Raw genomic sequence first — 20,851 nt, forward strand, 5'->3', positions numbered from 1 at the left:
CCACAGGCGAACGCGAGAAAATTCGACGAATTTTCTGGGCAATTTTCTATGCAGAAAATTGTTCCGCTCATTTTCCCACCTTCCATGTCAGCTCTTTCGGACCGGTTCCCACGGGCGATTTCAACGCGGGGAACTCGGGTTGGCTTTCAGCTCTCTCCTCAGGGCCTGCGGCCTTTTCGATTCTCACCTTGAGGTCGAACCACGCCGCCTGACCGGTCACCGGGTCGGAGTTGGCCCAGCGCAGCCCGTCGCCCATGGGTGGCAGCAACTCGTGGATCAGGTGGTTGAGCAGGAAGCCCTTGGTGGCCTCGGGTGCGTCCGGTTCCAGCGCCCAGGCGCCCTTGCGCTTGCCGATCGCGTTCCAGGTCCAGACGGTGTTGTCGTTGAGCGCGGCCATCTCCATCACCGGCACCACGATCTGACCATGGGGCGAGGTGACTCGCGCCCAATCGCCATCCTCAAGCCCCTGTTCACGCATGATTTTTGTCGGGACATAGAGCGGGTTGCGCCCGTGCAGCTGCCGCAACCAGGCGTTCTGGGTGCCCCAGCTGTGATACATCGCCATGGGCCGTTGGGTCAGCGCGTTGACGGTGAAGCCCTCGTTGCCGTGCTGATCGGTCTCGTACCAGATCGGCAGCGGGTCCAGCCGCTGACTGATCCGGTCGCGCAAGTGATCGGGCGGTTGCCGCTCGCCATGGCCTTCGGCGGCCAGCTGGAACCGGCGCATCGGTTCGGAATAGAGCTGGAACAGGTAGGGTTGCGGGCTGTCATAGAGACCCATGCCGACGGCCCAATCCTGATAGGCCGTGTTCCAGGGTTTGTAGTATCGTGCCGCGTCCGGTAGATGTTCGACAAAGAACCCGCCGTTCTCGATATACCGATTCAACTGGTCCGGGTTGACCTCACCCCGCCCGGCCTTGTCACCTGCCTCGCCCCGGAAACCGGCCAGCGGCCCGATGCCCGGCTTACGCTGGTGATTGACGATGTAGTCTGCGTAATCGGAGTATTTCGCCGCGCCGTCCTCGTCGGTGAAACCGGGCAGTTTCAGCTTGTTGGCCAGTTGCACCAGCACCGTCTGGAAGCCGCGCACATCGCGGTCGGGTTCGATCACCGGCCAGCGGATCGCGTCCGCCGCGCCGTCCGCCTCGCAGATCGGACGGTCGAGCAGCGAGATGCAGTCGTGCCGCTCCAGATAGGTGGTGTCGGGCAGGATCAGGTCGGCATAGGCGACCATTTCCGAGCTATAGGCATCCGAGTAGATGATCCGCGGGATGACGTATTCGCCGCTCTCGTCCTTGTCCGTCAGCATGTCGATCACGCCGCGCGTGTTCATGGTCGAGTTCCAGGACATGTTCGCCATGTACATGAACAGCGTGTCGATCTTGTACGGATCGCCGGCATGGGCGTTCGAGATCACCATGTGCATAAGTCCATGAGAAGACATGGGATTTTCCCAGGTAAACGCCTTGTCGATGCGGGCCGGGCTGCCGTCGGGTTTGAGCGCCAGATCCTCGGGGCCGCGCACGAATCCCAGATGCGGGCCATCAAGCGGGGCGCCCGGCGTGACCTTGCAATGGGGTTTGGGGTGCGCTTCGACCGGTTTGGGATAGGGCGGTTTGAAGCGGAAGCCGCCGGGCACCTCGACCGTGCCGAGCATGATCTGCAACAGGTGCAGCGCGCGGCAGGTCTGGAAGCCGTTGGAATGGGCCGAGATGCCGCGCATGGAGTGGAAGGAGACCGGGCGGCCCTTCATCACCTTGTGGGTTTCGCCCCGGAAATCGGTCCATTCCTGTTCGATCTCGAACGCTTCGTCAAAGGCGACGCGGGCAATCTCGGCGGCCAGCGCGCGGATGCGCGCGGCGGGGATGCCGCAGCGATCGGCCACTGCTTCGGGTGTGTACTCCTCGGACAGGTAGCGATTGACCGTTTTGTGCATCACCGTGTGGCAGGTTTGACCGTTTTGTACATGGGTTCCGGTCAGGTCCGGACGCACGCCGGGACGGTCGAAGGGGGCCAGTTCGCCGGTCGCGCGGTCGATCACCTGCACCTTGCCGTCAGCGTCGCGCAACAGCAGGCCGTGGTCGTCGGCGCCCGGGTTCTCGATCACCAGACAGGGCGCGTTGGTGTAGCGCGCGAGATAGTCGAGGTCGATCTTGCCCGCCTTCATCAGCACATGGATCAGCGACAGGATCAGCAGCCCGTCGGTGCCCGGCGTGATCCCGAACCAGTCGTCGGCCACCGCGTTATAGCCCGAGCGGATCGGGTTGACGCCGACCACCCGCGCGCCGCGCGCCTTGATCCTGCCGATGCCCATCTTGATCGGGTTGCTATCATGATCCTCGGCCACGCCGAAGAGAATGAACAGCTTGGTATGATCCCAGTCGGGTTGGCCGAACTCCCAGAACGCGCCGCCCATCGTGTAGATGCCCGCCGCCGCCATGTTGACAGAGCAGAAGCCGCCATGCGCGGCATAGTTCGGGGTGCCGAAATTCTGTGCCCAGAAGCTGGTGAAACTTTGCGACTGGTCGCGTCCGGTGAAGAAGGCCAGTTTCGACGGATCGTTCTCGCGGATCGGTTTCAGCCAGCCGGTCGCGATCTCCAGCGCCTCGTCCCAGCTGATCTCCTGGAACTCGCCCGAGCCGCGCGGCCCCACCCGTTTCAGCGGTGCGCGCAGGCGCGAGGGGGCGTTGACCTGCATGATCCCGGCAGAGCCCTTGGCACAGAGCACGCCCTTGTTCACCGGATGGTCGCGGTTGCCCTCGATATAGGCGACCTTGCCGTTCTTCATATGAACGTTGATCCCGCATCGGCAGGCGCACATGTAGCACGTCGTCTTGCGGACCTCGTCCGAGACATGCGGCGAGGTGTCGATCTGCGGCTGCTGAAAGGTCATTCCCTGTTCCCTTTTTTTCGCCAACGGTACTGCGCAAGAATGGATTTGCGAACCGTTTTCTGAAATTCGCCCGAATGCTGGGACGATGTCGTTCGTTTTGTGCTCTTGATTGGTAAAGCTATCTCTGTCCGATCGGCACATAGACCCGTGGTTCCGGACCGTCATAGAGCGTGAGCGGTCGGATCAGGATATTGCGCCGCAGTTGCTCGATGCATTGCACGATCCAGCCCGGCACGCGCCCGATGGCAAAGATCGGAACATAGAGGTCCATCGGAATGCCGTGCAGCTGATAGATCACGCCGGAATAGAAATCGACATTCACGTTCAGCCCGTGCCGCGCATAGGGTTGCATCGCTTCGACCACGGCTTGCAGGATGGCATACCATTCGGGCGCGCCCATCTCCTCACCCAGCTTGCGCACGCCTTCGCGCATGTGTCGGGCGCGCGGGTCCTCGGTGCGATAAACGCGGTGGCCAAAGCCGGTGACAGGTTCGCGCGCCTTGCGCTTGGTCCGGACATAGTCGGCAGCGTTTTCCGGGCTGCCGATCTCTTGCACCATCTTCATCACGTCCTCGGCGGCGCCGCCGTGGGCAGGGCCGGCAAGCGTGGACAGCGCGGTCACGATGGCGCCGTGCAGGTTGGCCTCGGTCCCGATGGTCACGCGGGCGGCAAAGCTGGAGGCGTTGGAGCCGTGCTCGGCATGCAGGATGAAATCGACATCCGCCAGCCGGGCCGCTTCGATCGAGGGTTTCTCGCTCTTGAGCATCCAGAGCCAGTTGGCCGCATGCGACAGGCTGTTGTCGGGGGCCACCGGGTCGCGCCCGTTGCGTATTGCCTCGTGCGCGGCGACCATCATCGGGATCTGGCTGGTCAGGCGAATGCCGTTTTCAACAAAGGCCTCTTCGCTGACCAACCGACTGCCCGGTTCCAGTGCCGCCAGCGCCGAAACAGCGGTTCGGAGCACATCCATCGGATGACCGTCTTTTGTGGCACGGATGATGTCGAAAACCGCAGGCGGCAGGCTGCGCGCCGCTTTCAGCCGGGAATCGAAATCAGCAAGTTCCAACTCGGATGGAAGCTCGCCATGGATCAGCAGATACGCCACTTCCTCAAAGGTGGAATGGGTGGCGAGATCGTGGATCGAATAACCCCGATAGCTGAGTTCGCCCTGCGATCCGTCGATATGGCTGACGCCCGAGCGCTCGAAATAGACGCCCACCAGGCCACGGTTGATCTTGACCTCGTCGCTCATCGCTGTCTCCCTTCGGTGACTGAATTGGAGGGGAAAATGACCGCACAGCAGCGCGCCATCGAAAAAGCCAAAGCCCGTGGGGCGCGGGTGGTGTTTCCGGAAATGGATGATCCGCGGGTAGCTGCGGCCGCAATGGAACTGGCGCGGCAAGGCCTGTGCGAACCGGTCGGTCTGGGTACCCCGTCGGAGGCCCATGTCGCGGCGCTGGTCGAGGCGCGCGGCGTGAAAGAGGCGGTGGCCCGTCGGATGCTGGGCAAACCCCTGTACCTGGCCGCCACCATGGTCGCCTGTGGCGAAGCCGAGGCAATGGTGGCAGGCGCGGACAGCCCGACCAAGCGGGTGATCGAGGCGGCCGCAATCGCGATCGGGCTGGCCGAGGGGGTCTCGGTACCTTCGTCGTTCTTCCTGATGCGGTTTCCTGACGGGCGCGAACTGATCTTTGCCGATTGCGCGGTGAACGTGACCCCGGACGCCGAGGCTTTGGCGGCGATTGCGCTTGCGTCGGAGGTGTCCGCGCGCGCGCTTCTGGGTTCTGCCCGCGTGGCAATGCTTTCATATTCAACAGGCAGTTCGGGCGCGGGCGACAGCGTGGACCTGGTACGCGCAGCGGCGGAGACCACCGGTTTCCTGGGGCCGGTACAGGCGGACGCAGCGCTGAACCCCACCATCGCCGCCAAGAAGGGGCTGGGTAGGGGCGATGCCAATGTACTGGTATTTCCCGATCTCGATGCAGGCAACATCGCGTACAAGCTGTGCCAGGAACTGGCCGGGGCACAGGCGCTGGGGCCGATCCTGCAAGGGTTCCGCAAACCGGTCTGCGACCTGAGCCGAGGCGCCACGGTTGACGACATCGTTGCGGCGACGGCAGTGACGCTGGCGATGTCCTGACGGCGCATCATGTAACCTCGAAGACCCGGATGGTGACGACGCTGGGGGTAAATCGGCAGCTCGCCACGAACACTCGGTCGGCAAGCCAACCATGCGGCCCGTCGGGGGCGTCAAACACCGGCGCGGTGCGGAAATAGTAGTCCTCGGACGGGATATCCTCTCCCGCATCGAGCCGGGCAATCACGTCGGCCTGAGCGACGAACAACCCGGTGTTGCGGACATAGATCGGGGTGCCGTCGGTGGCGAGGATGGCGTAGTGTGCCTCGACCGCGGAATTGCCGTCTGCGCGGATCAATTCGAAATCGGCGCCGGGCAGAACGGTTCCGTTGAGACGTTGACCCCGGACGGTTCCGCCGGTGATCGGGATGATCCGGCGATGACCGTTGCGGCCAGGCCCGCCGTCAAGCGGCGCGCCGATCTCTGCCCGGATTTCGAAGGCGGCAGCAAGGCCGATTGCGGCAGGTTCGGTCATGCGGCCTCCAGCAGGCGTTGCGCGTCCAGCGCGATCATCCGCTCTTCCTCGGCAGGGACGATCCAGACCGCGATCTTTGACTTTCCGGTATGAAGCTTCGGCTTGTTGCCGTGGTTGGCATCGGGGTCCATGCGCAAGCCCAGCCATTCCAACCCGCGCAGGATACGGGCGCGCACGCCAATGGCGTTTTCACCGATGCCGCCGGTAAAGGCGATGGCATCGAGCCCCTCCATCGCGGCGATCAGGCTGCCGGCATGGCGCAGCGTCCAGTAACAGAAGTGTTCGATGGCGAAATCGCTGTCGGCGGTATGGTCGAGCATCAGGCGGCGCATGTCCGACTTTCCACCTGAAAGCCCCAGCAACCCGCTTTCGTGGTTCAGGATCGCTTTTGTGCGCTCCAACCCATGATCCTCGACCAGGCGCAGCACGGCATTCGCGTCGATCCCGCCCGAGCGGGTGCCCATCGTCAATCCATCGAGCGGGGAATAGCCCATGGTCGTGGCTATGGAACAACCGTTCTTGATCGCACAAAGTGAGGCGCCATTTCCGAGATGGAAGGCCAGCAGGCGCGAGGGCAGCGCCTCGCCCGAGATTTCGGGCAGGCGGCGTACCAGCGAAGCATAGCTAAGTCCGTGGAACCCGTAACGACGGATCCCCTTGGTCTCGATCATCCGGGGGATCGCGTAGCGGGTCGCAACCTCGGGGTTTGTGGCGTGGAACGAGGTGTCGAAACTGGCGAATTGGGGCAGGTCCGGCGCCAGTTCGGCCAGCGTGTCTATGGCGGCGAGATTGTGCGGGTTGTGTAGCGGCGCCAGCGGCGAACAGGCGGCGATCTCGGCCCGCACCTCGGGCGTGATGCGCACAGGTGCCGTCAGCTTTCGCCCGCCATGGACAACACGATGCGCGGCCGCACGCAGGTCCGCAACCCGCACGCCCGCAGCCTCGAGGGCCTCGAGCACGGCAGCAAGGGCTGCGCGGTGGTCGATCAGCGGCCGTTCGGTCTTTTCCGAACCAACCTGAAGGAAGGACACGCCGCCGATACCGGCGGCGAGTCCTGATAGCTGCTCTGTCAGGTCGGGTCCGAAAACCGCGAACTTGATCGACGAGGACCCGGCGTTGAGAACGAGAATGCTGTCTTTGGCGCCGGGTTCGTGCATGTCGCTCAGACCTGCTGTTCGCGCATGTCGGCCTTGTCGATACCGGCCACGCGAACGGGTTTCTTCATGGCGTCGCGGCGGAAGGGTTCGCCCAGTTCCTGATTGATCATCGCCTCGATCAGGGTGGTCTTGCCCGCCTTCTGATCCTCGATGGCCTTGGCCAGCGCGGCGGTCAGCTCGTCCATGGTGCGCGCGACAACGCCTTGCAGGCCACAGGCCTTGGCGATGCCGGCATAGCTCACCTGCTCGTCCAGCTCGGTGCCGACGAAGTTGTCGTCGAACCAAAGCGTCGAGTTGCGCTTTTCCGCGCCCCACTGATAGTTGCGGAACACGATCTGGGTAATCGCCGGCCACTCTCCACGCCCGATGGCGGTCAGCTCGTTCACCGCGATTCCAAAGGCTCCGTCACCGGCAAAGCCGACCACCGGCACATCCGGGCAGCCAATCTTGGCGCCGACGATTGCGGGCAGGCCGTAACCGCAGGGGCCGAACAGGCCGGGGGCCAGGTATTTGCGGCCTTCCTCGAACGAGGGATAGGCGTTGCCGATGGCGCAGTTGTTGCCGATATCGGAGGAGATGATCGCCTCTTTCGGCAGGGCACTCTGGATCGCGCGCCAGGCCATGCGGGGGCTCATCCATTCGGGCTTGGCATCGCGGGCGCGCTGGTTCCAGGTGGTGCCCGGATCGTCGTCCTCATGGGTCATCTCGGTCAGCTGCTGCGCCCAGCGCGACTTGGTCTCGGCGATCTTGGCCTTGCGCGCGGCGCGACCTTCGTCCCCGGCGGTACCCGACAGCTGGTTCAGGATTCCGGTCGCCACCTTGGCCGCGTCGCCGATGATGCCCACCGAGACCTTCTTGGTCAGGCCGATCCGGTCGGGGTTGATATCGACCTGGATGATCTTGGCATTTGCCGGCCAGTATTCCATGCCATAGCCCGGCAGGGTCGAGAACGGGTTCAGACGGGTGCCAAGGCACAGCACAACATCGGCGTCCTTGATCAGCTCCATTCCGGCTTTCGAGCCGTTATAGCCCAGCGGACCGGCAAAGAGCGGGTGCGAACCGGGGAATGCGTCGTTGTGCTGGTAGCCAACGCAGACCGGCGCATCAAGCCGCTCGGCCAGCGCCTTGGAGGCCGCGATGCCGCCCTTGGAGAGGACCACGCCGGCGCCGTTCAGGATCACCGGGTTCTTTGCATCCGACAGCAAGGCCGCTGCCTGCGCCACCGCCTGTTCGCCGCCCGCGGGGCGCTCGAACTCGACAATCGCGGGCAGTTCGATATCAATGACCTGGGTCCACATGTCGCGCGGGATGTTCAGCTGTGCCGGCGCGCTGGCGCGTTTGGCGTTCATGATCACGCGGTTCAGCACCTCGGCCACGCGGGTGGGGTCGCGGACCTCTTCCTGGTAGGCGACCATGTCCTCGAACAGTTTCATCTGCTCGACCTCCTGGAAGCCGCCCTGACCAATGGTCTTGTTCGCTGCCTGCGGGGTGACCAGCAGAAGCGGGGTGTGGTTCCAATAGGCGGTTTTAACGGCCGTCACGAAGTTGGTGATGCCGGGCCCATTCTGGGCGATCATCATCGACATCTTGCCGGTTGCGCGGGTGTAGCCGTCGGCCATCATTCCGCCCGACCCTTCGTGGGCGCAGTCCCAGAAGGTGATGCCGGCATCAGGAAAAATGTCGGAAATCGGCATCATCGCCGATCCGATGATGCCAAACGCATGCTGGATGCCATGCATCTGCAGGGTTTTGACGAAGGCTTCTTCGGTCGTCATCTTCATGAGATCGCACTCCATGGTGTTCTGATTGGCCGGCCACAGCGGGAACCGGCATCTTGGTTAAAGGTTTAGGCGGAACCCGAAGGCATGCGTTAGGGCCAGAATGAAAACCGGGATAGGGCCAGACCCTACCAAGCATGACGGGCGATGGCGCCAGCGATGCGCTCTATCCCCGGCGCGATGCGGCTGGTCGGGATCGAGGAATAACCCAGGCGATAATAGTTCGTGGGCCGGTCCGGTCCCGAGAAGAAGGCCACTCCAGGCTCGATATGAACGCTTTCGCCGCGCAGAGCCATGGCAAGCGCGCCGCAATCCACCCCGACCGGAGCCTGCATCCAGAGCGACGAACCACCATAGACACCGCGCCCGGCAATGCTCAGGCCGTGTTGGGCGATGGCGCGCTCGATCTCTTGCCGCCGTTGCAGCAGGACAGAGGACATGCGCCGGATTTGCGCGTCGTAGTGGCCCAGCGACAGAAAGTAGGCGGCGGTGCGCTGGATATGACCCGGCGGATGGCGCAGCACCAGAGACCGCAGCGCGCGCGCCTCGCGGATGAACGGCTCGGAGCCGACCATGTAACCCAGTCGCAGACCGGGAAAGAGCGATTTTGAGAAGCTGCCGACATAGACGACACGCCCATCGCGATCGAGCGACTTCAGCGCCGGAGAGGGCGCACCCAGAAAGGCTAGTTCGAACTCGTAGTCGTCCTCGACGATCATCGCGTCGATCTCACGTGCCCGCTCCAACAGTGCGTGACGACGCGACACCGGCATGGTGGCGGTGGTGGGGCTTTGATGGCTGGGCGTGGTGAAGATCGCGTCGGTATCGTCGGGGATGGCATCGGGCGGCAGCCCGTCCAGATCGACGCGCAGCGGCACCAGATTGCAGCGCGATTGGATCAGCAATTCGCGTAGCGCGTAATAGCAGGGATCCTCGATCGCGGCCTTGCGCCTGCGGTTCAACAACACCCGCGCCGCCAGCCAGAGCGCATTCTGCGCGCCCAAGGTGATCAGGATTTCCTCGGGCCGGGCCGAGATGCCGCGCCGGGGCAAGGTGTGGCGGGCGATGAATTCGATCAGCAGCGGATCGTCCTGATCGACATAGTCGGCGGTGAGTGAGGCAAAATCCTTTTGTCCCAGCGCCCGCACCGCGCAAAGCCGCCAGTTGGCGTGATCGAACAGCGTGGGATCGGCCTGACCATAGATGAACGGATAGCGATAGTCGCGCCAATCCGCCGGCTTCTGCAATGTGTCTCCGCCCGAAAATTTGCGGGCGATGGCACGGGACCAGTCCACCGTTTCCTGGTCGCGTTCCATCGGGGCATAGCTGGGCGGGATCGGCGCGTTCTCGGACACAAAATAGCCCGATCGCCCGCGTGAGGTCAGATAGTCATTCGCCAACAACTCTGTATATGCCAGCGTCACGGTGATCCGACTGACCCCCAGATGGGTCGCCAACCGCCGCGACGAGGGCAGTTTCTCGCCCACATGAAAGCGGCCCGAAAGGATGCCCTCGGCGATCATCTGCTGGATTTGCGCCTGGAGCGTGCCCTGCGCACCCTGTTTCAGAAAGAATGTTTCGACCGGTATCGCCATGGGCTCACAATAGATTGGACTTATTCTGCTATCAATTTGGACTTATCGACCGCTGACAAGGGTCTTTGATCGGCTGGAGATACGCATGCATGCCATCTGGCCTTATCGTCCCGAACAGGATGCGTCTTGACGTTTGCAATAATAACTATAAAGCTAGTTTTGTAGTTATTTAGGGAGCAATCATGTGGGATGAAGCAGCAAGCGGATTTGCCGCCATGGGATCGGTGGCGCGGCTCAAGGTGCTGCGCACACTGGTCCGGGCCGGCCGACCCGGTCTGACGGTGGGCGAGATCCAGCAGCGCACGGACATGGCGGCCTCGACCTTGGCCCATCACCTCAAGGCGCTGACGGCGGGTGGGGTCATCGAACAGACCCGCCAGGGTCGGCAGACCATCAACCGCGCCCGATACGACCATCTTGAGGCGCTGGCGCAATTCATCATCGCGGAATGCTGCGCCGATCAATGCGGGCACGAAATAAAGGAGATAGACAATGGTTGAGATCACCTCTCCGCCACGGCGCGGGCCGGGCCGTCTGACGACGTGGCTGAAAACGCCCTGGGCGGTGGCCGCGGGGCTGATTGGCGCGGTGGCGCTGCTGGATCCCGCGCAGCTGGTCGCAGTTGTCCGTTTCGCGGCTGCGGCTCTGGCGGGGACCGCGCCCTATATCCTTTTTGCCGTGCTGCTGCTGGCCTGGCTCAAGGCGACCGGGGCCGAGGTTCTGGTAGCGCGCGCCTTCGAGGGGCGGGAAACGCGAATGATCCTGCTGGCGGCGCTGTTCGGCGGGCTGGCACCGTTTTGCTCCTGCGAGGTGATCCCCTTCATCGCCGGGCTGCTGGCGCTGGGAGCTCCCCTTTCAGCGGTAATGGCCTTCTGGCTCAGCTCGCCCCTCATCGACCCGCCGACGCTGCTGATCACAGCGGGCGCGCTGGGCTGGCCCTTTGCCATCGGCAAGGCGGTGGCGGCGGTCGGGCTGGGCCTGTTCGGCGGCTTTGTCGTGCGCGCCCTTTCGGCGGGAGACGCGTTGAGCGATCCGCTGCGCAGGGCCAAGACCTCGTGCTGTGGCTGCGGCGCCCCGAAACCGGCGGCCCCGCATTGGCGGTTCTGGACCGAGACCGAGCGCACCCGCGTCTTTCGCGCCGAATTCATCAGCAACGGGATGTTCCTGCTGAAATGGATGACGCTGGCTTATGTGATCGAGGCGCTGCTGGTCACCTATGTGCCGGCAGAGGTGATCGCTGGCCTGGTTGGTGGCGAGGGGGTGGTGCCCATTGCAACCGCCGCGCTGGTCGGCATGCCGGCCTATCTGAATTCTTACGTAGCGCCGCCGCTGCTGGCGGGGTTGATGGAACAGGGCATGACAGCCGGGGCGGCCATGGCCTTCATGGTGGCGGGCGCGGTCAGCTCGATCCCGGCGATGGCGGCGGTCTGGTCGCTGGTGAAACCACGGGTCTTTGCGCTGTATCTCGGGCTGGGGCTGACCGGCGCGGTGATCGCCGGTCTGGTGTTCCAGATGCTGTGATACGGCTACTGCCCCCCGCAATACTGGGGCAGTTTCAGCCGGTACCGCGGCGCGCCGCTGGTGACATAGACGCGTTTTTCAACACAGGCGGTGGTGGTCACGCTGGCCGCCACCGGCCCCTCGGTCGAGGTGATCGAAGTGGCATGTCCATCGGGCAAGCGAACAGAGACTAGCGCACCGTTGCGCAAATCGCCGTTGAGCGCGGTCAGAGAAAGCACTTCGAGCGTCAGAAACGCCTCGTGCTCATGGGGTTCTTCTCCCCTGCCGAACAGCAATAGCCCCCCAAGGATGGCGACGAACAGCACGGCGGCCGCAAGCGCGGCGCCGCGCGTGTGGAGAAACGCATAGACCGACACCGCCCGATGCGGGCCGATCAGTTTGGAAAGCACATCAAGCATGGATCGCCAAGCATGAAAAAGCCCCGACCACAGGGCCGGGGCGGTTCCGATCAATAACGGGTATCGTCGTCCTCGTCCTCGTCATCCTTGCCGCCCTTGGGCAGGTTGAAGAAGCTGTCGGCATCGACGATCGGGTTGTTGTCGTCCTCTTCGTCATCGCTGGTGTCGATCGGCTCGGACAGCGAGAAATTCTCCAGTCCCTCGATCGCGGTCGGGATGCGCGGGCCGGTATCCATGCCCAGCGACTGTTCGGTCGAAACCAGCTTGCGGCGCTCGTCATCGCTCATCACGCCGCCCTCGGCGGCTTTCTTGGCGGCTGCTTTTTGCACGACCGAGTCCAGTTCCGACTGGCGGCACAGACCCAGCGCAACCGGGTCGATGGGCTGCATGTTGGAAATGTTCCAGTGGGTGCGCTCGCGGATCGACTGGATCGTCGGCTTGGTGGTGCCGACCAGCTTGGCGATTTGGCCATCGGAAAGCTCGGGGTGGAACTTCACGAGCCACAGGATCGCGTTCGGACGGTCCTGGCGTTTCGACAGCGGCGTATAGCGGGGGCCGCGGCGCTTTTCCTCGCCGGCGGCGGCGGGGTTGAACTTGAGCTTCAGCTTGTGCAGCTGATTCTGTTCGGCCTTGTCGATTTCTTCCTGGGTCAGCTGGTTGTTGGCGATGGGGTCGAACCCCTTGACGCCCGCCGCCACATCACCATCGGCAATGCCCTGAATTTCCAGCTCATGCATGCCGACGAAATCGGCGATCTGCTTGAAGCTGATCGTCGTGTTGTCCACCAGCCAGACGGCGGTTGCCTTGGCCATCAGAGGTTTTGCCATGGCTTGTCTCCTTGCGAATACATCTCTCCCGTCGCCGGAATTCGGCTGCCCCGGGGTTTGGGGCGGTTTCCGTTGTCGGGGAACTCCGGCTGTATATAGTCGGGCCGGGCAGATAAGGAAAGAGCGAATGCGCTGGCTGATTCTCTGGGTACTGAGCGCGGTTTCGGCATTCGCCGATGGCGAGAAAGCGGGCCAGTTCGACTATTACGTTCTTTCGCTCAGCTGGTCGCCCAACTGGTGTGAGACCACGGGCGACGCGCGGGGCGAGGACCAGTGCAACCCGCGCTATGACCACGGCTGGATACTGCATGGCCTCTGGCCGCAATACCAGTATGGCTGGCCCTCCTATTGCCGCACCTCCGAGACGCCCCCCTCACGCAGGATGACTGCGGAAATGACCGATATCCAAGGTAGTTCGGGCCTGGCCTGGCATCAGTGGAAGAAACATGGCACCTGTAGCGGGCTGAGCGCGCAGTCCTATTTCGACCTCTCGCGCGAGGCCTATGACAGCGTCGTCCGCCCCGAGGTATTCCGCCGACTGGACCGCACCGTGCAATTGCCAGCGCGTGTAATCGAAGAAGCGTTCCTTAAGGCCAATCCGAAGCTGGAACGCGACATGCTGACGGTGACCTGCAACGGACGCTACATCGCCGAGGTTAGGATCTGCTTGTCCAACTCACTCAAGCCGGTGCCCTGCGGTCGGGACGTGGTCCGCGACTGCCGGACCGAGGACGCCTTGCTGCACGCGATTCGCTGAACCAGGCTCAATTCTGTGCCTTCTGGCACTCGCGCGCGTATTCCAGCGCTTTCGAGGTACCTTTGAGGTCGATCGCCATGACCTCCTGCCCCTCGACGCCATAGACCGTCATCACCTTGCGTTGGGCGATGGCATGTACGAACTCGCGGTCGGTAAAGAACACCGTTGCGCCGCGCACCTTGCCCTTGTTGGCGCCGATAGCGGTGGCCTCGAACCGCTCACCATCCAGATCAAAGGTGATGGGATAGCTGCCGCCATCCTCGATGGCGCCCCAGTTCTTGTTGAAAACGGTGAAATAGCCGCGATTGCCGGTCCGGTCATAACCCAGACGCACCACCGACAGGTCCTCGTAAACAGTCTGGATCAGACAGCCATTGCCCAGCGCCGGGTCGACCATCAGGTTCCAGCCATGCACGAACCCCTTGTCGATCAGCTCCTGCGACCAGGCGGCGGTGGCAGTGACGGCGGCGAGCACAAAGGCGAGAAGGCGGGTCATCGGGCTAAACTCCGGGGAATGAATGTCTGATCTCTTGGTACCCGCAAATCCGGGCGTACCAAAGGCAAAGATGCAGGTCGGGACACGAAGGCCGCTTTGCATTGCGGGCGCGTCTAGAGGTCCTTGCGCGCGCGCATGGCGGCCGAGATGGTGCCGTCGTCGAGATAATCCAACTCACCCCCGATCGGCACCCCCTGCGCCAGCGAGGTCAGCCGCACCCGGCCGCCCAACTGGTCGGCGATGTAATGGGCGGTGGTCTGGCCGTCTATGGTGGCGTTCAGCGCCAGGATCACCTCGGAGATCGCCTCGGCGGTGACGCGATCCGCCAGCCGGGGAATACGCAATTCCTCGGGACCGACCCCATCCAGCGCCGACAGGGTGCCGCCCAGCACGTGATAGCGGCCTTTGAAGACGCCCGAACGTTCCATTGCCCACAGATCGGCCACATCCTCGACCACGCACAGCTCGCCGGTGGCGCGGCGCTCGTCGGTGCAGATGTCGCAGATGTCGGAGGTGCCGACATTTCCGCAGTTTAGGCATTCGCGGGCGGTGGCCGCCACCTGCCCCATCAGATCGGCCAGCGGCGTCAAGAGCAGCGCCCGCTTGCGGATCAGATGCAACACCGCGCGCCGGGCCGAGCGCGGGCCCAGCCCGGGCAAACGCGCCATCAGCTCGATCAGCGCGTCGATATCCTTGGTCGATCCGGCCATATCCTGTTTCCCGTGCGATCCCCCGCCCTGACGCGATCATGCCCGCAGTTCACCACAAAGGGAACGCCACCGTGTCAGAACGGCAGTTTGATATCCTTGGGAAGGCCCATGCCTTCGGTCAGGGCGGCCATTTCCTCTTGCGCCTTTTCGGCGGCCTTGGCCTGGGCGTCCTTGATGGCGGCCAGGATCAGGTCCTCGACCACTTCCTTGTCGTCCCCGTTGAAGATCGACGGGTCGATATCCAGCCCCTTCAGCTCGCCTTTGGCGGTTGCGGTGGCCTTGACCAGCCCGGCCCCGGATTCGCCGGTCACCAGAATACTGTTCAGATCCTCTTGCATCTGAGCCATCTTGGTCTGCAATTCCTGCGCCGATTTCATCATCTTGGCCATATCGCCAAGGCCGCCGAGTCCTTTGAACATTGGGTGTCTCCTGCAAATCCGGTTTGCGCCTAGATACGGGCGCCGGTCCAGCGGCACAAGCCTATCCGGGCGCGGAAGCGCAGCCGGCTGTCTTTGGCCCCGTTCGGTGCTAGTCTTGCCGGCAACCGGATCGCGGGAGGAGGGCTGCCATGTTCGCGGTTGCAGATACGGATAAGCTAGTTGACGACGCGGTGATCACCCCGGAGGCCGCGCGCGAGATCGAGGCGCGGTCGCGGCAGGCGATGGTGACACTGGGCATCAACACGGTCCTGTGCCTGGGTATCCTGTCGGCGACCGGCGGGCTTGTCCTATGGTTGCAGGATCCGCTGGCAGTGGCGGTGGTGGGGCTTTTGTTGCTGGCGGGCGGGTTTGGCATTCTGTTGCGTAGCGGCGGCGACTTGCGGATGTTCGGCAATGCCGCAGCGCTGATCGGGGCCGGGATGCTATGTGGCGGCGGCACAGTCGAGCTGGTGTCGAACCATCCGCAGATCGCGGGTCAGGTGCTGAGTGTTCTGGGCGGGCTGATCATGGCCGGGGCGACACTTGCCTTTGTCCGTGATTTGGTGCGCGCGCCGTTCGTCACCGGGGCGGTGGCACTGATGGGGCTGGCGATGCATGTCGGCGGGCTAGGGTATCTGATTGCCGACAACGGGGTGTCGGGCGTGCCGGTGAGCCTGTTCTATCTCTATACGGCGGGTTTGCTGGTGGCGGGCGGATGGCTGCTGGACGTGCGGCTGATCACGGCGCTGGCCATAGTTCCCTTTGCCCAGATGCTGGATACCGGCACCTTTTACTTCCACGCGGCCTATGTGTTCTATTCGCCGGAATCGACGCTTTCGATCCTGCAAATGGCGGTGTTGTTGGCGGCCTGTCTCTGGGTGGCAGGGCGATACAGTGAGCGCAGCGCGCGGCACGCGCGCATCCTGGCGGTGCTGGGCTTTGTCGTGGCCAACCTCTGTGCGCTGGTTGGCTCGCTCTGGGGCGATGTGGTGGGCGAGACGGTATGGGGTCCGGCAGAGCCGCAGGTCTGGACCGAAGGCGCCTGGGATGCCTATTCCAAGGCCCGCGATGCCTATCGCGAAACCGCCGTGGTCATTTCCGACGGCGTCTATTCGGTGCTCTGGGCGGCGGCGCTGGTGACGCTGCTGTTCTGGTCAGCGCATCGCGGCAACCGGGGGCTGTTCAACGCCTCGCTCGTGTTCGGGGTGATCCACGCCTATACTCAGATGTTCGAAAGTTTTGGTGACGAGCCGCTGGCCTATGTCATCGGCGGGCTGGCCCTGATCCCGATCGCCTGGGGCATGTGGCGGTTTGATCGCTGGATCAAGGCCCAGGCCGTCGGCCCGACCGCCTAGACCAGCAACACCCGGTCGGCAGGCCGGTCAATTGAACCGAAAAGTGTGCAACAGCTGGCGTCAAATCGCCCTGCGCCCGAAGCTCGGACAAAACCGGGCTTTCCTGCGTTCAGCGCTTACCTAGGCTGAAAGGGCCAGACTGGCGCGGCGGCCAAGGTCGCGCCAGCCGGTATTAAGGCCTATTTCGCTTCAACGCTGTGCCTCGGCCCGCAGCTTGTCCATCAGCGTCTGCAAAGTCTGGACATAGAGCGCGCCGGTCAGTTGCCCGTTCTCGTCGAACTGGTTGGAACTGTCGGCCAGATGCACCTCGGGGCCTGTCACAAGACGCGGCTGGAACGGCACCATGAAGCCGCGCAAAACAGCCTGCGCGCGCTCGCCCCCGGCCCGGCCACCTGCCGCTGACATCACAGCAACCGGCTTGTCAGCCCAAGGCTTGCCGCTGGTCCGACTAACCCAGTCGAGCGCATTCTTCAGCGCGCCGGACGGCCCCTTGTTGTATTCCGGCGTCGAGATGATCACCGCATCCGCAGCAGCGATCTGATCGGCGAGGCGCAGCACAACCTCGGGAATGCCGTCGGCGGCTTCGTTGTCGCCATCGTAGAGAGGCAGGTTCAGATCGGCCTCGGTATAGGTCGCGGGTCCGAACAGACGCGCCGCTTCGCGCAGCAGCTTGCGGTTGGTAGAGGCGGCGCGCAAGGCGCCACTGAGGCCCAGCAGGGTGAGGTCGGTCATCGGGTTCTCCTGTTTCTGCGTCCCCTTTTACCTAGAGGGCAATCCCGCCGATCCAAACCCCTGACCCCGCGCAAGCGTTGTTCAAATATGCAGGGGTCCGTGGGCGCGATCGGCCTTGGCTCAGCCGACGATGATCACCTGCCCGGTCAATGCACCCTCGACGCTTTTGGCAAAGGCCCGACCCATCCGACCGGCGGCCGCCGATTCATGGCCGGGAAACCACGCGCCATAGCGCGGGACAAAGACGCGACTCCAGATCAGGTGGCTTCTGCGGACTGGTGAAATCACCGGTGCAAACGCAAAACCCCGCGCCATGCAGGGCGCGGGGTCTGCCTACTCGGGCTGTTGCCCCGATCAGTTGCGCGGGATCACCACGATTTCGACGCGTCGGTTCTGGGCCTTGCCCTCGGGCGTCAGGTTCGAAGCGATCGGGCTGTTCTCGCCCATGCCCAGGGTCGAGATCCGGTCATAGGTCACACCGCCCGCCTGCAGGATGTCGGCCACAGCACCCGCGCGCCGCTCCGACAGGCCCTGGTTATAGGCGGCCTCGCCGTCGCTATCGGTATGGCCGATGACCTGCACCGTCGATTTCGGATAGCGGACCAGATGCGCCGCGACCTTTTGCAGATCCGACCGCAGAGCCGGACGCACTGTGGCGCTGTCGGTGTCAAAGGTAATGTCGTTCGGCACGCTCACAACCAAACGGTCGCCTGTATTGGTGATGGTGATGCCGTCATTGGCCAGTTCCTGCCGCAGTTCGGCGGCCTGCTTGTCCAGCTGGTTGCCGATCAGACCGCCGCCCGCGGCCCCGATGGCCGCACCGGCCAGTGCACCCAGGCCCGGATTGGAATCGTTGGCGATGGCACCGACGCCGGCCCCGAGAATGCCGCCGATCAACGCGCCTTGCTTGGCCTGCCGATTAGGGTCGGTATTGGTGCTGAGCGAGGCCGGGTCTGTGCAGGCGCCCAGCGCCAGAACGGCCACCAGTCCGGTGGCGAGTGTAAGCTTTGTCTTGGTCATGGGTTCACTTTCTGCTCCTGGTCCCGCTTGCCGCGAGATTTGTTGCTTTTGTCCAAGTATATCACTGGGCGGGGCACTACAAACAAGCAACAAAGCGGTGAAATCGGCGGTTCCTTGCGCATCGCCCTACCGCACGCTGGCCGTGGCGGCCTCGTCCCAGCCACTGTGTTCCTGCCAAAGCTGGCGCAGGGCCGTCGCCTGCGGGGCAAAGCTGTCGGGCAGAAGGTCGCAGGCCCAGATCCGGTCAGTACGGAAATGGCGAAACCCCTGCCGCAATTCGCACCAGCCTGCCACCATAGTGCAATCGAGGTGATAGATCAGCCCGACCGGGCGCAGCACACGCAGCGTCTGGGCGCCCTCGCCGCTGCGATATTCGATCCTGATCTTGCGCGCCTCGCGCACCGCGCTGCTCAACAGCGCGATGGGGGTGCATCCCTGCCCGGGATCGTCGGCGGGCGCCCCCCAGGGCGCCACCCGCAACCAGTCCGCCGGATCGTGCAGCGCGTCGATCTTGGCGCAGACCCGCTGGGCGGCCTGTTGCAGGGCGCTGTCGCCGGTGCGCGCCAGCATCGACAGACCGACGCGCAGCGCCTCGACCTCTTCCTGATCGAAGTTGAGCGGTGGCAGGTCATAGCCACCGCGCATGACATAGCCCAGACCCGCCGCGCCCTCGATCGGGGTGCGCATGGCCTGAAGTGCGGCGATGTCGCGATAGACGGTGCGTGCCGAGACCTCGAGCCGCGCGGCCAGATTCTCGGCTGTGATGGGCACGGTGGCGGCCCGCAGGATCTGAATGATTTCGAACAAACGGGTGGAACGGCGCATGAGACCCTCTGACTTGCTGCTGACAGCCTAGCACATCCCCCTGACAACGGGGTGTCAGCAGGCTTCGCGTTCAATGATCTCCACACCGGCAGTTACAGGAGACCGACCATGCCAAGCCGCGACAACCACGTGCTGATGGCCCTTCGACCGGAGCGTTGGAGCAAGCCCAAAACGCTGCGCAATTGGGAGATCGAGAGAGAACTTGCCGCCCGCCGCGAGGCACCGCCAAGGCGGCTGCACCAGTTGCGCTGGATGGCGGCGCGCTGGCGCTAGGCCTCGCTGCGGGCCGCTTCCCAGGCCAGCATGGCGCGTTTCACCGGCAGGCCCCAGTGATAGCCGCCCAGGCCGCCGGATTTGCGCAGGGCGCGGTGGCAGGGGATCAGCCAACTGACCGGGTTGCGCCCCACCGCCGTGCCCACCGCGCGTACCGCGCGCGGTTGGCCGATGGACTGGGCCAGTTCGCCATAGGTGGTGACCTGCCCCGAGGGGATGCGCAAGAGGGCTTCCCAGACCTTGATCTGCAAGGGCGCGCCGATCAGGTAGAGCGGCACCGGCTCCAGCCGGTCGCTGGCGGCGCCAAAGGCGCTGAGTGCCCAGGGGCGCAGGCGCATCGGGTCTTCGACGAAGGTGGCCTGTGGCCAGCGCGACAACAGGTCCGCCATCGTGGCCTTGGCCCCCGCCTCGGCGGCAAAGCCGATGCCGCAGATGCCGCGCTCGGTTCCCATGACCAGTGCGGGGCCAAAGGGGCTTTCGAACCAGCCCCAGTATATGGTCAGGTCCGCGCCCTTGCGGGCATAATCGCCGGGGCTCATCGCCTCCCACCGGACGAAGAGGTCGTGCAGCCGCCCGGTGCCCGAAAGCCCGACATTCTGGGCCGCCTCCAACAGGGTGAAACGTTCCTCGAGCAGCGCCTTGGCATGGCCCAGCGTCAGGTATTGCTGGTATTTCTTGGGCGACACCCCGACCCAGCGCGAAAAGATGCGCTGGAAATGCGCGGGGCTCATGTTCATCCGGGCTGCAAGATCGTCCAGCGACATGGTCTCGCCGCCTGCGTCGATCAGCTCGATCGCGCGACGGATAACGCCATAGTGATAACCCTCGTCTGCGGTCTGAACGTTCATGTCGCACCTCTTTGTCTGATCGGAGAGTAGCGCGCGGGCGCCGTTGCCGCGACCCGGAACCTGCGCAAACATTTTTCAACTGAGTTGGCGACTTGCTTTATCTGGTCCGATGCTGTTGGCATGACACATGAACCCGATCAGCTTTTTCAGGCGGTACAGGCCACGCGGCCCCTGCTTCGCAACATCACGGCAGCAGTGGAGCGGGGGAGCTTGCGCGAGGGTCTAACGGCGGGGCAGCGTGCCATCCTCGATGGACTGTCGCCGGCCCCCAGCGACACGGCGCCACAACTGGGCACGGCGTTACAGATGAAGCGGCAATATATCTCGCGCATCCTGCAAGAGGTACAGCGCTTGGGCCTGATCGAACGGCGCGCAAATACTGACCACGCACGGTCCCCTCGCTATTGGCTGACACCGAGGGGTGACACCATCATCACCGCGACCCGGGCTGACGAGATGGCCCGGCTGGCCCGGCTTTCGCAAGACTTCTCCCCCGCCGAACTTGCCACCTATCACAAGGTGCAGCTTGCCCTGACACGGTTCTTTGCAGACTTGGCCAAGAAGGTCTGACATGCCCGTTCTCTGGACTATCGCTGTTGGGCTATCTCGATCGCAAGAACCACATCATCGTCGAC

23 protein-coding genes are annotated in these 20,851 nt (G+C 63.8%); 7 read left to right on the top strand and 16 right to left on the bottom strand.

Features of this window, described 5'->3' with window-relative positions; all coding sequences use genetic code 11:
• Positions 1-67: 67 nt before the first annotated feature.
• Positions 68-2,893, bottom strand: coding sequence for a molybdopterin oxidoreductase family protein (locus AC2FNA_RS05735; protein ID WP_496825088.1), 2,826 nt, complete (start codon positions 2,891-2,893; stop codon positions 68-70).
• 118 nt (positions 2,894-3,011) lie between these two features.
• Positions 3,012-4,145, bottom strand: a complete 1,134-nt coding sequence (locus tag AC2FNA_RS05740; protein ID WP_496825089.1) for a citrate/2-methylcitrate synthase — start codon at positions 4,143-4,145, stop codon at positions 3,012-3,014.
• 36 nt (positions 4,146-4,181) lie between these two features.
• On the opposite strand from AC2FNA_RS05740, the gene AC2FNA_RS05745 reads away from it, so the two are divergent.
• The gene (locus tag AC2FNA_RS05745; RefSeq protein WP_496825090.1) at positions 4,182-5,033 is read left to right on the top strand and encodes a phosphate acyltransferase; all 852 of its coding nucleotides are present in this window, start codon (positions 4,182-4,184) and stop codon (positions 5,031-5,033) included.
• A gap of 7 nt (positions 5,034-5,040) precedes the next feature.
• Here the strand turns inward: AC2FNA_RS05745 and AC2FNA_RS05750 are convergent, their stop codons facing one another.
• From AC2FNA_RS05750 to pdxR, 4 genes are all read right to left on the bottom strand, one after another.
• Entirely contained in the window at positions 5,041-5,505 is a 465-nt protein-coding gene (locus AC2FNA_RS05750; RefSeq protein ID WP_496825091.1) for a DUF3237 domain-containing protein, read from the bottom strand.
• Positions 5,502-6,662 carry an acetate/propionate family kinase gene (locus tag AC2FNA_RS05755; RefSeq protein WP_496825092.1) on the bottom strand — a complete coding sequence of 387 codons (1,161 nt, stop codon included), beginning with the start codon at positions 6,660-6,662 and terminating at the stop codon, positions 5,502-5,504. Before AC2FNA_RS05755 ends, AC2FNA_RS05750 begins: the two co-directional genes overlap by 4 nt.
• A 5-nt stretch (positions 6,663-6,667) precedes the next feature.
• A complete protein-coding gene (gene xsc, locus AC2FNA_RS05760; RefSeq protein ID WP_496825093.1) occupies positions 6,668-8,443 on the bottom strand; it encodes a sulfoacetaldehyde acetyltransferase in 1,776 nt (591 codons plus the stop codon).
• 125 nt (positions 8,444-8,568) lie between these two features.
• Positions 8,569-10,035 carry a MocR-like pyridoxine biosynthesis transcription factor PdxR gene (pdxR, locus tag AC2FNA_RS05765; protein ID WP_496825094.1) on the bottom strand — a complete coding sequence of 489 codons (1,467 nt, stop codon included), beginning with the start codon at positions 10,033-10,035 and terminating at the stop codon, positions 8,569-8,571.
• A 182-nt stretch (positions 10,036-10,217) separates the two neighbouring features.
• On the opposite strand from pdxR, the gene AC2FNA_RS05770 reads away from it, so the two are divergent.
• Positions 10,218-10,535, top strand: coding sequence for an ArsR/SmtB family transcription factor (locus AC2FNA_RS05770; RefSeq protein WP_496825095.1), 318 nt, complete (start codon positions 10,218-10,220; stop codon positions 10,533-10,535).
• Positions 10,528-11,556 (top strand): permease, encoded by a 1,029-nt coding sequence (locus tag AC2FNA_RS05775; RefSeq protein ID WP_496825096.1) that lies wholly within the window; start codon positions 10,528-10,530, stop codon positions 11,554-11,556. The genes AC2FNA_RS05770 and AC2FNA_RS05775 overlap by 8 nt, the downstream gene beginning before the upstream one ends.
• Before the next feature lie 5 nt (positions 11,557-11,561).
• Here AC2FNA_RS05775 and AC2FNA_RS05780 read toward each other — a convergent pair whose 3' ends face one another.
• Positions 11,562-11,954 carry a hypothetical protein gene (locus AC2FNA_RS05780; RefSeq protein WP_496825097.1) on the bottom strand — a complete coding sequence of 131 codons (393 nt, stop codon included), beginning with the start codon at positions 11,952-11,954 and terminating at the stop codon, positions 11,562-11,564.
• A gap of 50 nt (positions 11,955-12,004) precedes the next feature.
• Positions 12,005-12,781 carry a DUF1013 domain-containing protein gene (locus tag AC2FNA_RS05785; RefSeq protein ID WP_496825098.1) on the bottom strand — a complete coding sequence of 259 codons (777 nt, stop codon included), beginning with the start codon at positions 12,779-12,781 and terminating at the stop codon, positions 12,005-12,007.
• Between the two features lie 127 nt (positions 12,782-12,908).
• Between AC2FNA_RS05785 and AC2FNA_RS05790 the strand changes: the two genes are divergently transcribed.
• Positions 12,909-13,538 (top strand): ribonuclease T2 family protein, encoded by a 630-nt coding sequence (locus tag AC2FNA_RS05790; protein ID WP_496825099.1) that lies wholly within the window; start codon positions 12,909-12,911, stop codon positions 13,536-13,538.
• 7 nt (positions 13,539-13,545) lie between these two features.
• Here AC2FNA_RS05790 and AC2FNA_RS05795 read toward each other — a convergent pair whose 3' ends face one another.
• From AC2FNA_RS05795 to AC2FNA_RS05805, 3 genes are all read right to left on the bottom strand, one after another.
• Positions 13,546-14,034 carry a hypothetical protein gene (locus AC2FNA_RS05795; protein ID WP_496825100.1) on the bottom strand — a complete coding sequence of 163 codons (489 nt, stop codon included), beginning with the start codon at positions 14,032-14,034 and terminating at the stop codon, positions 13,546-13,548.
• Positions 14,035-14,147: 113 nt separating this feature from the next.
• Positions 14,148-14,744 (bottom strand): recombination mediator RecR, encoded by a 597-nt coding sequence (gene recR, locus AC2FNA_RS05800; RefSeq protein ID WP_496825101.1) that lies wholly within the window; start codon positions 14,742-14,744, stop codon positions 14,148-14,150.
• A gap of 74 nt (positions 14,745-14,818) precedes the next feature.
• Positions 14,819-15,163: a YbaB/EbfC family nucleoid-associated protein gene (locus tag AC2FNA_RS05805; protein WP_234144530.1), complete on the bottom strand. Its 345-nt coding sequence runs from the start codon at positions 15,161-15,163 to the stop codon at positions 14,819-14,821.
• Between the two features lie 149 nt (positions 15,164-15,312).
• On the opposite strand from AC2FNA_RS05805, the gene AC2FNA_RS05810 reads away from it, so the two are divergent.
• Positions 15,313-16,518, top strand: coding sequence for a hypothetical protein (locus AC2FNA_RS05810; RefSeq protein WP_496825102.1), 1,206 nt, complete (start codon positions 15,313-15,315; stop codon positions 16,516-16,518).
• Positions 16,519-16,707: 189 nt separating this feature from the next.
• Here AC2FNA_RS05810 and AC2FNA_RS05815 read toward each other — a convergent pair whose 3' ends face one another.
• The 4 genes from AC2FNA_RS05815 to AC2FNA_RS05830 all read right to left on the bottom strand — a co-directional run bounded on the left by AC2FNA_RS05815 (position 16,708) and on the right by AC2FNA_RS05830 (position 19,095).
• Positions 16,708-17,250 carry an NADPH-dependent FMN reductase gene (locus AC2FNA_RS05815; RefSeq protein ID WP_496825103.1) on the bottom strand — a complete coding sequence of 181 codons (543 nt, stop codon included), beginning with the start codon at positions 17,248-17,250 and terminating at the stop codon, positions 16,708-16,710.
• Positions 17,251-17,370: 120 nt separating this feature from the next.
• Positions 17,371-17,565: a hypothetical protein gene (locus AC2FNA_RS05820; RefSeq protein ID WP_496825104.1), complete on the bottom strand. Its 195-nt coding sequence runs from the start codon at positions 17,563-17,565 to the stop codon at positions 17,371-17,373.
• A gap of 39 nt (positions 17,566-17,604) precedes the next feature.
• Entirely contained in the window at positions 17,605-18,270 is a 666-nt protein-coding gene (locus tag AC2FNA_RS05825) for a YiaD family glycine zipper/OmpA-like lipoprotein (protein ID WP_496825105.1), read from the bottom strand.
• Between the two features lie 126 nt (positions 18,271-18,396).
• Complete coding sequence (locus tag AC2FNA_RS05830) at positions 18,397-19,095, bottom strand: helix-turn-helix transcriptional regulator (RefSeq protein ID WP_496825106.1); 699 nt, start codon at positions 19,093-19,095, stop codon at positions 18,397-18,399.
• Positions 19,096-19,203: 108 nt separating this feature from the next.
• Here AC2FNA_RS05830 and AC2FNA_RS05835 point away from each other — a divergent pair, with 108 nt between their 5' ends.
• Positions 19,204-19,368 (top strand): hypothetical protein, encoded by a 165-nt coding sequence (locus tag AC2FNA_RS05835; protein WP_496825107.1) that lies wholly within the window; start codon positions 19,204-19,206, stop codon positions 19,366-19,368.
• Here AC2FNA_RS05835 and AC2FNA_RS05840 read toward each other — a convergent pair.
• Positions 19,365-20,216 (bottom strand): methylated-DNA--[protein]-cysteine S-methyltransferase, encoded by an 852-nt coding sequence (locus AC2FNA_RS05840; protein WP_496825108.1) that lies wholly within the window; start codon positions 20,214-20,216, stop codon positions 19,365-19,367. The genes AC2FNA_RS05835 and AC2FNA_RS05840 overlap by 4 nt on opposite strands.
• Positions 20,217-20,336: 120 nt before the next feature.
• Here AC2FNA_RS05840 and AC2FNA_RS05845 point away from each other — a divergent pair, with 120 nt between their 5' ends.
• Positions 20,337-20,786 carry a MarR family winged helix-turn-helix transcriptional regulator gene (locus AC2FNA_RS05845; protein ID WP_496825109.1) on the top strand — a complete coding sequence of 150 codons (450 nt, stop codon included), beginning with the start codon at positions 20,337-20,339 and terminating at the stop codon, positions 20,784-20,786.
• Positions 20,787-20,851: the final 65 nt, after the last annotated feature.

It is taken from the genome of Ruegeria sp. YKSD163 (assembly GCF_059612905.1).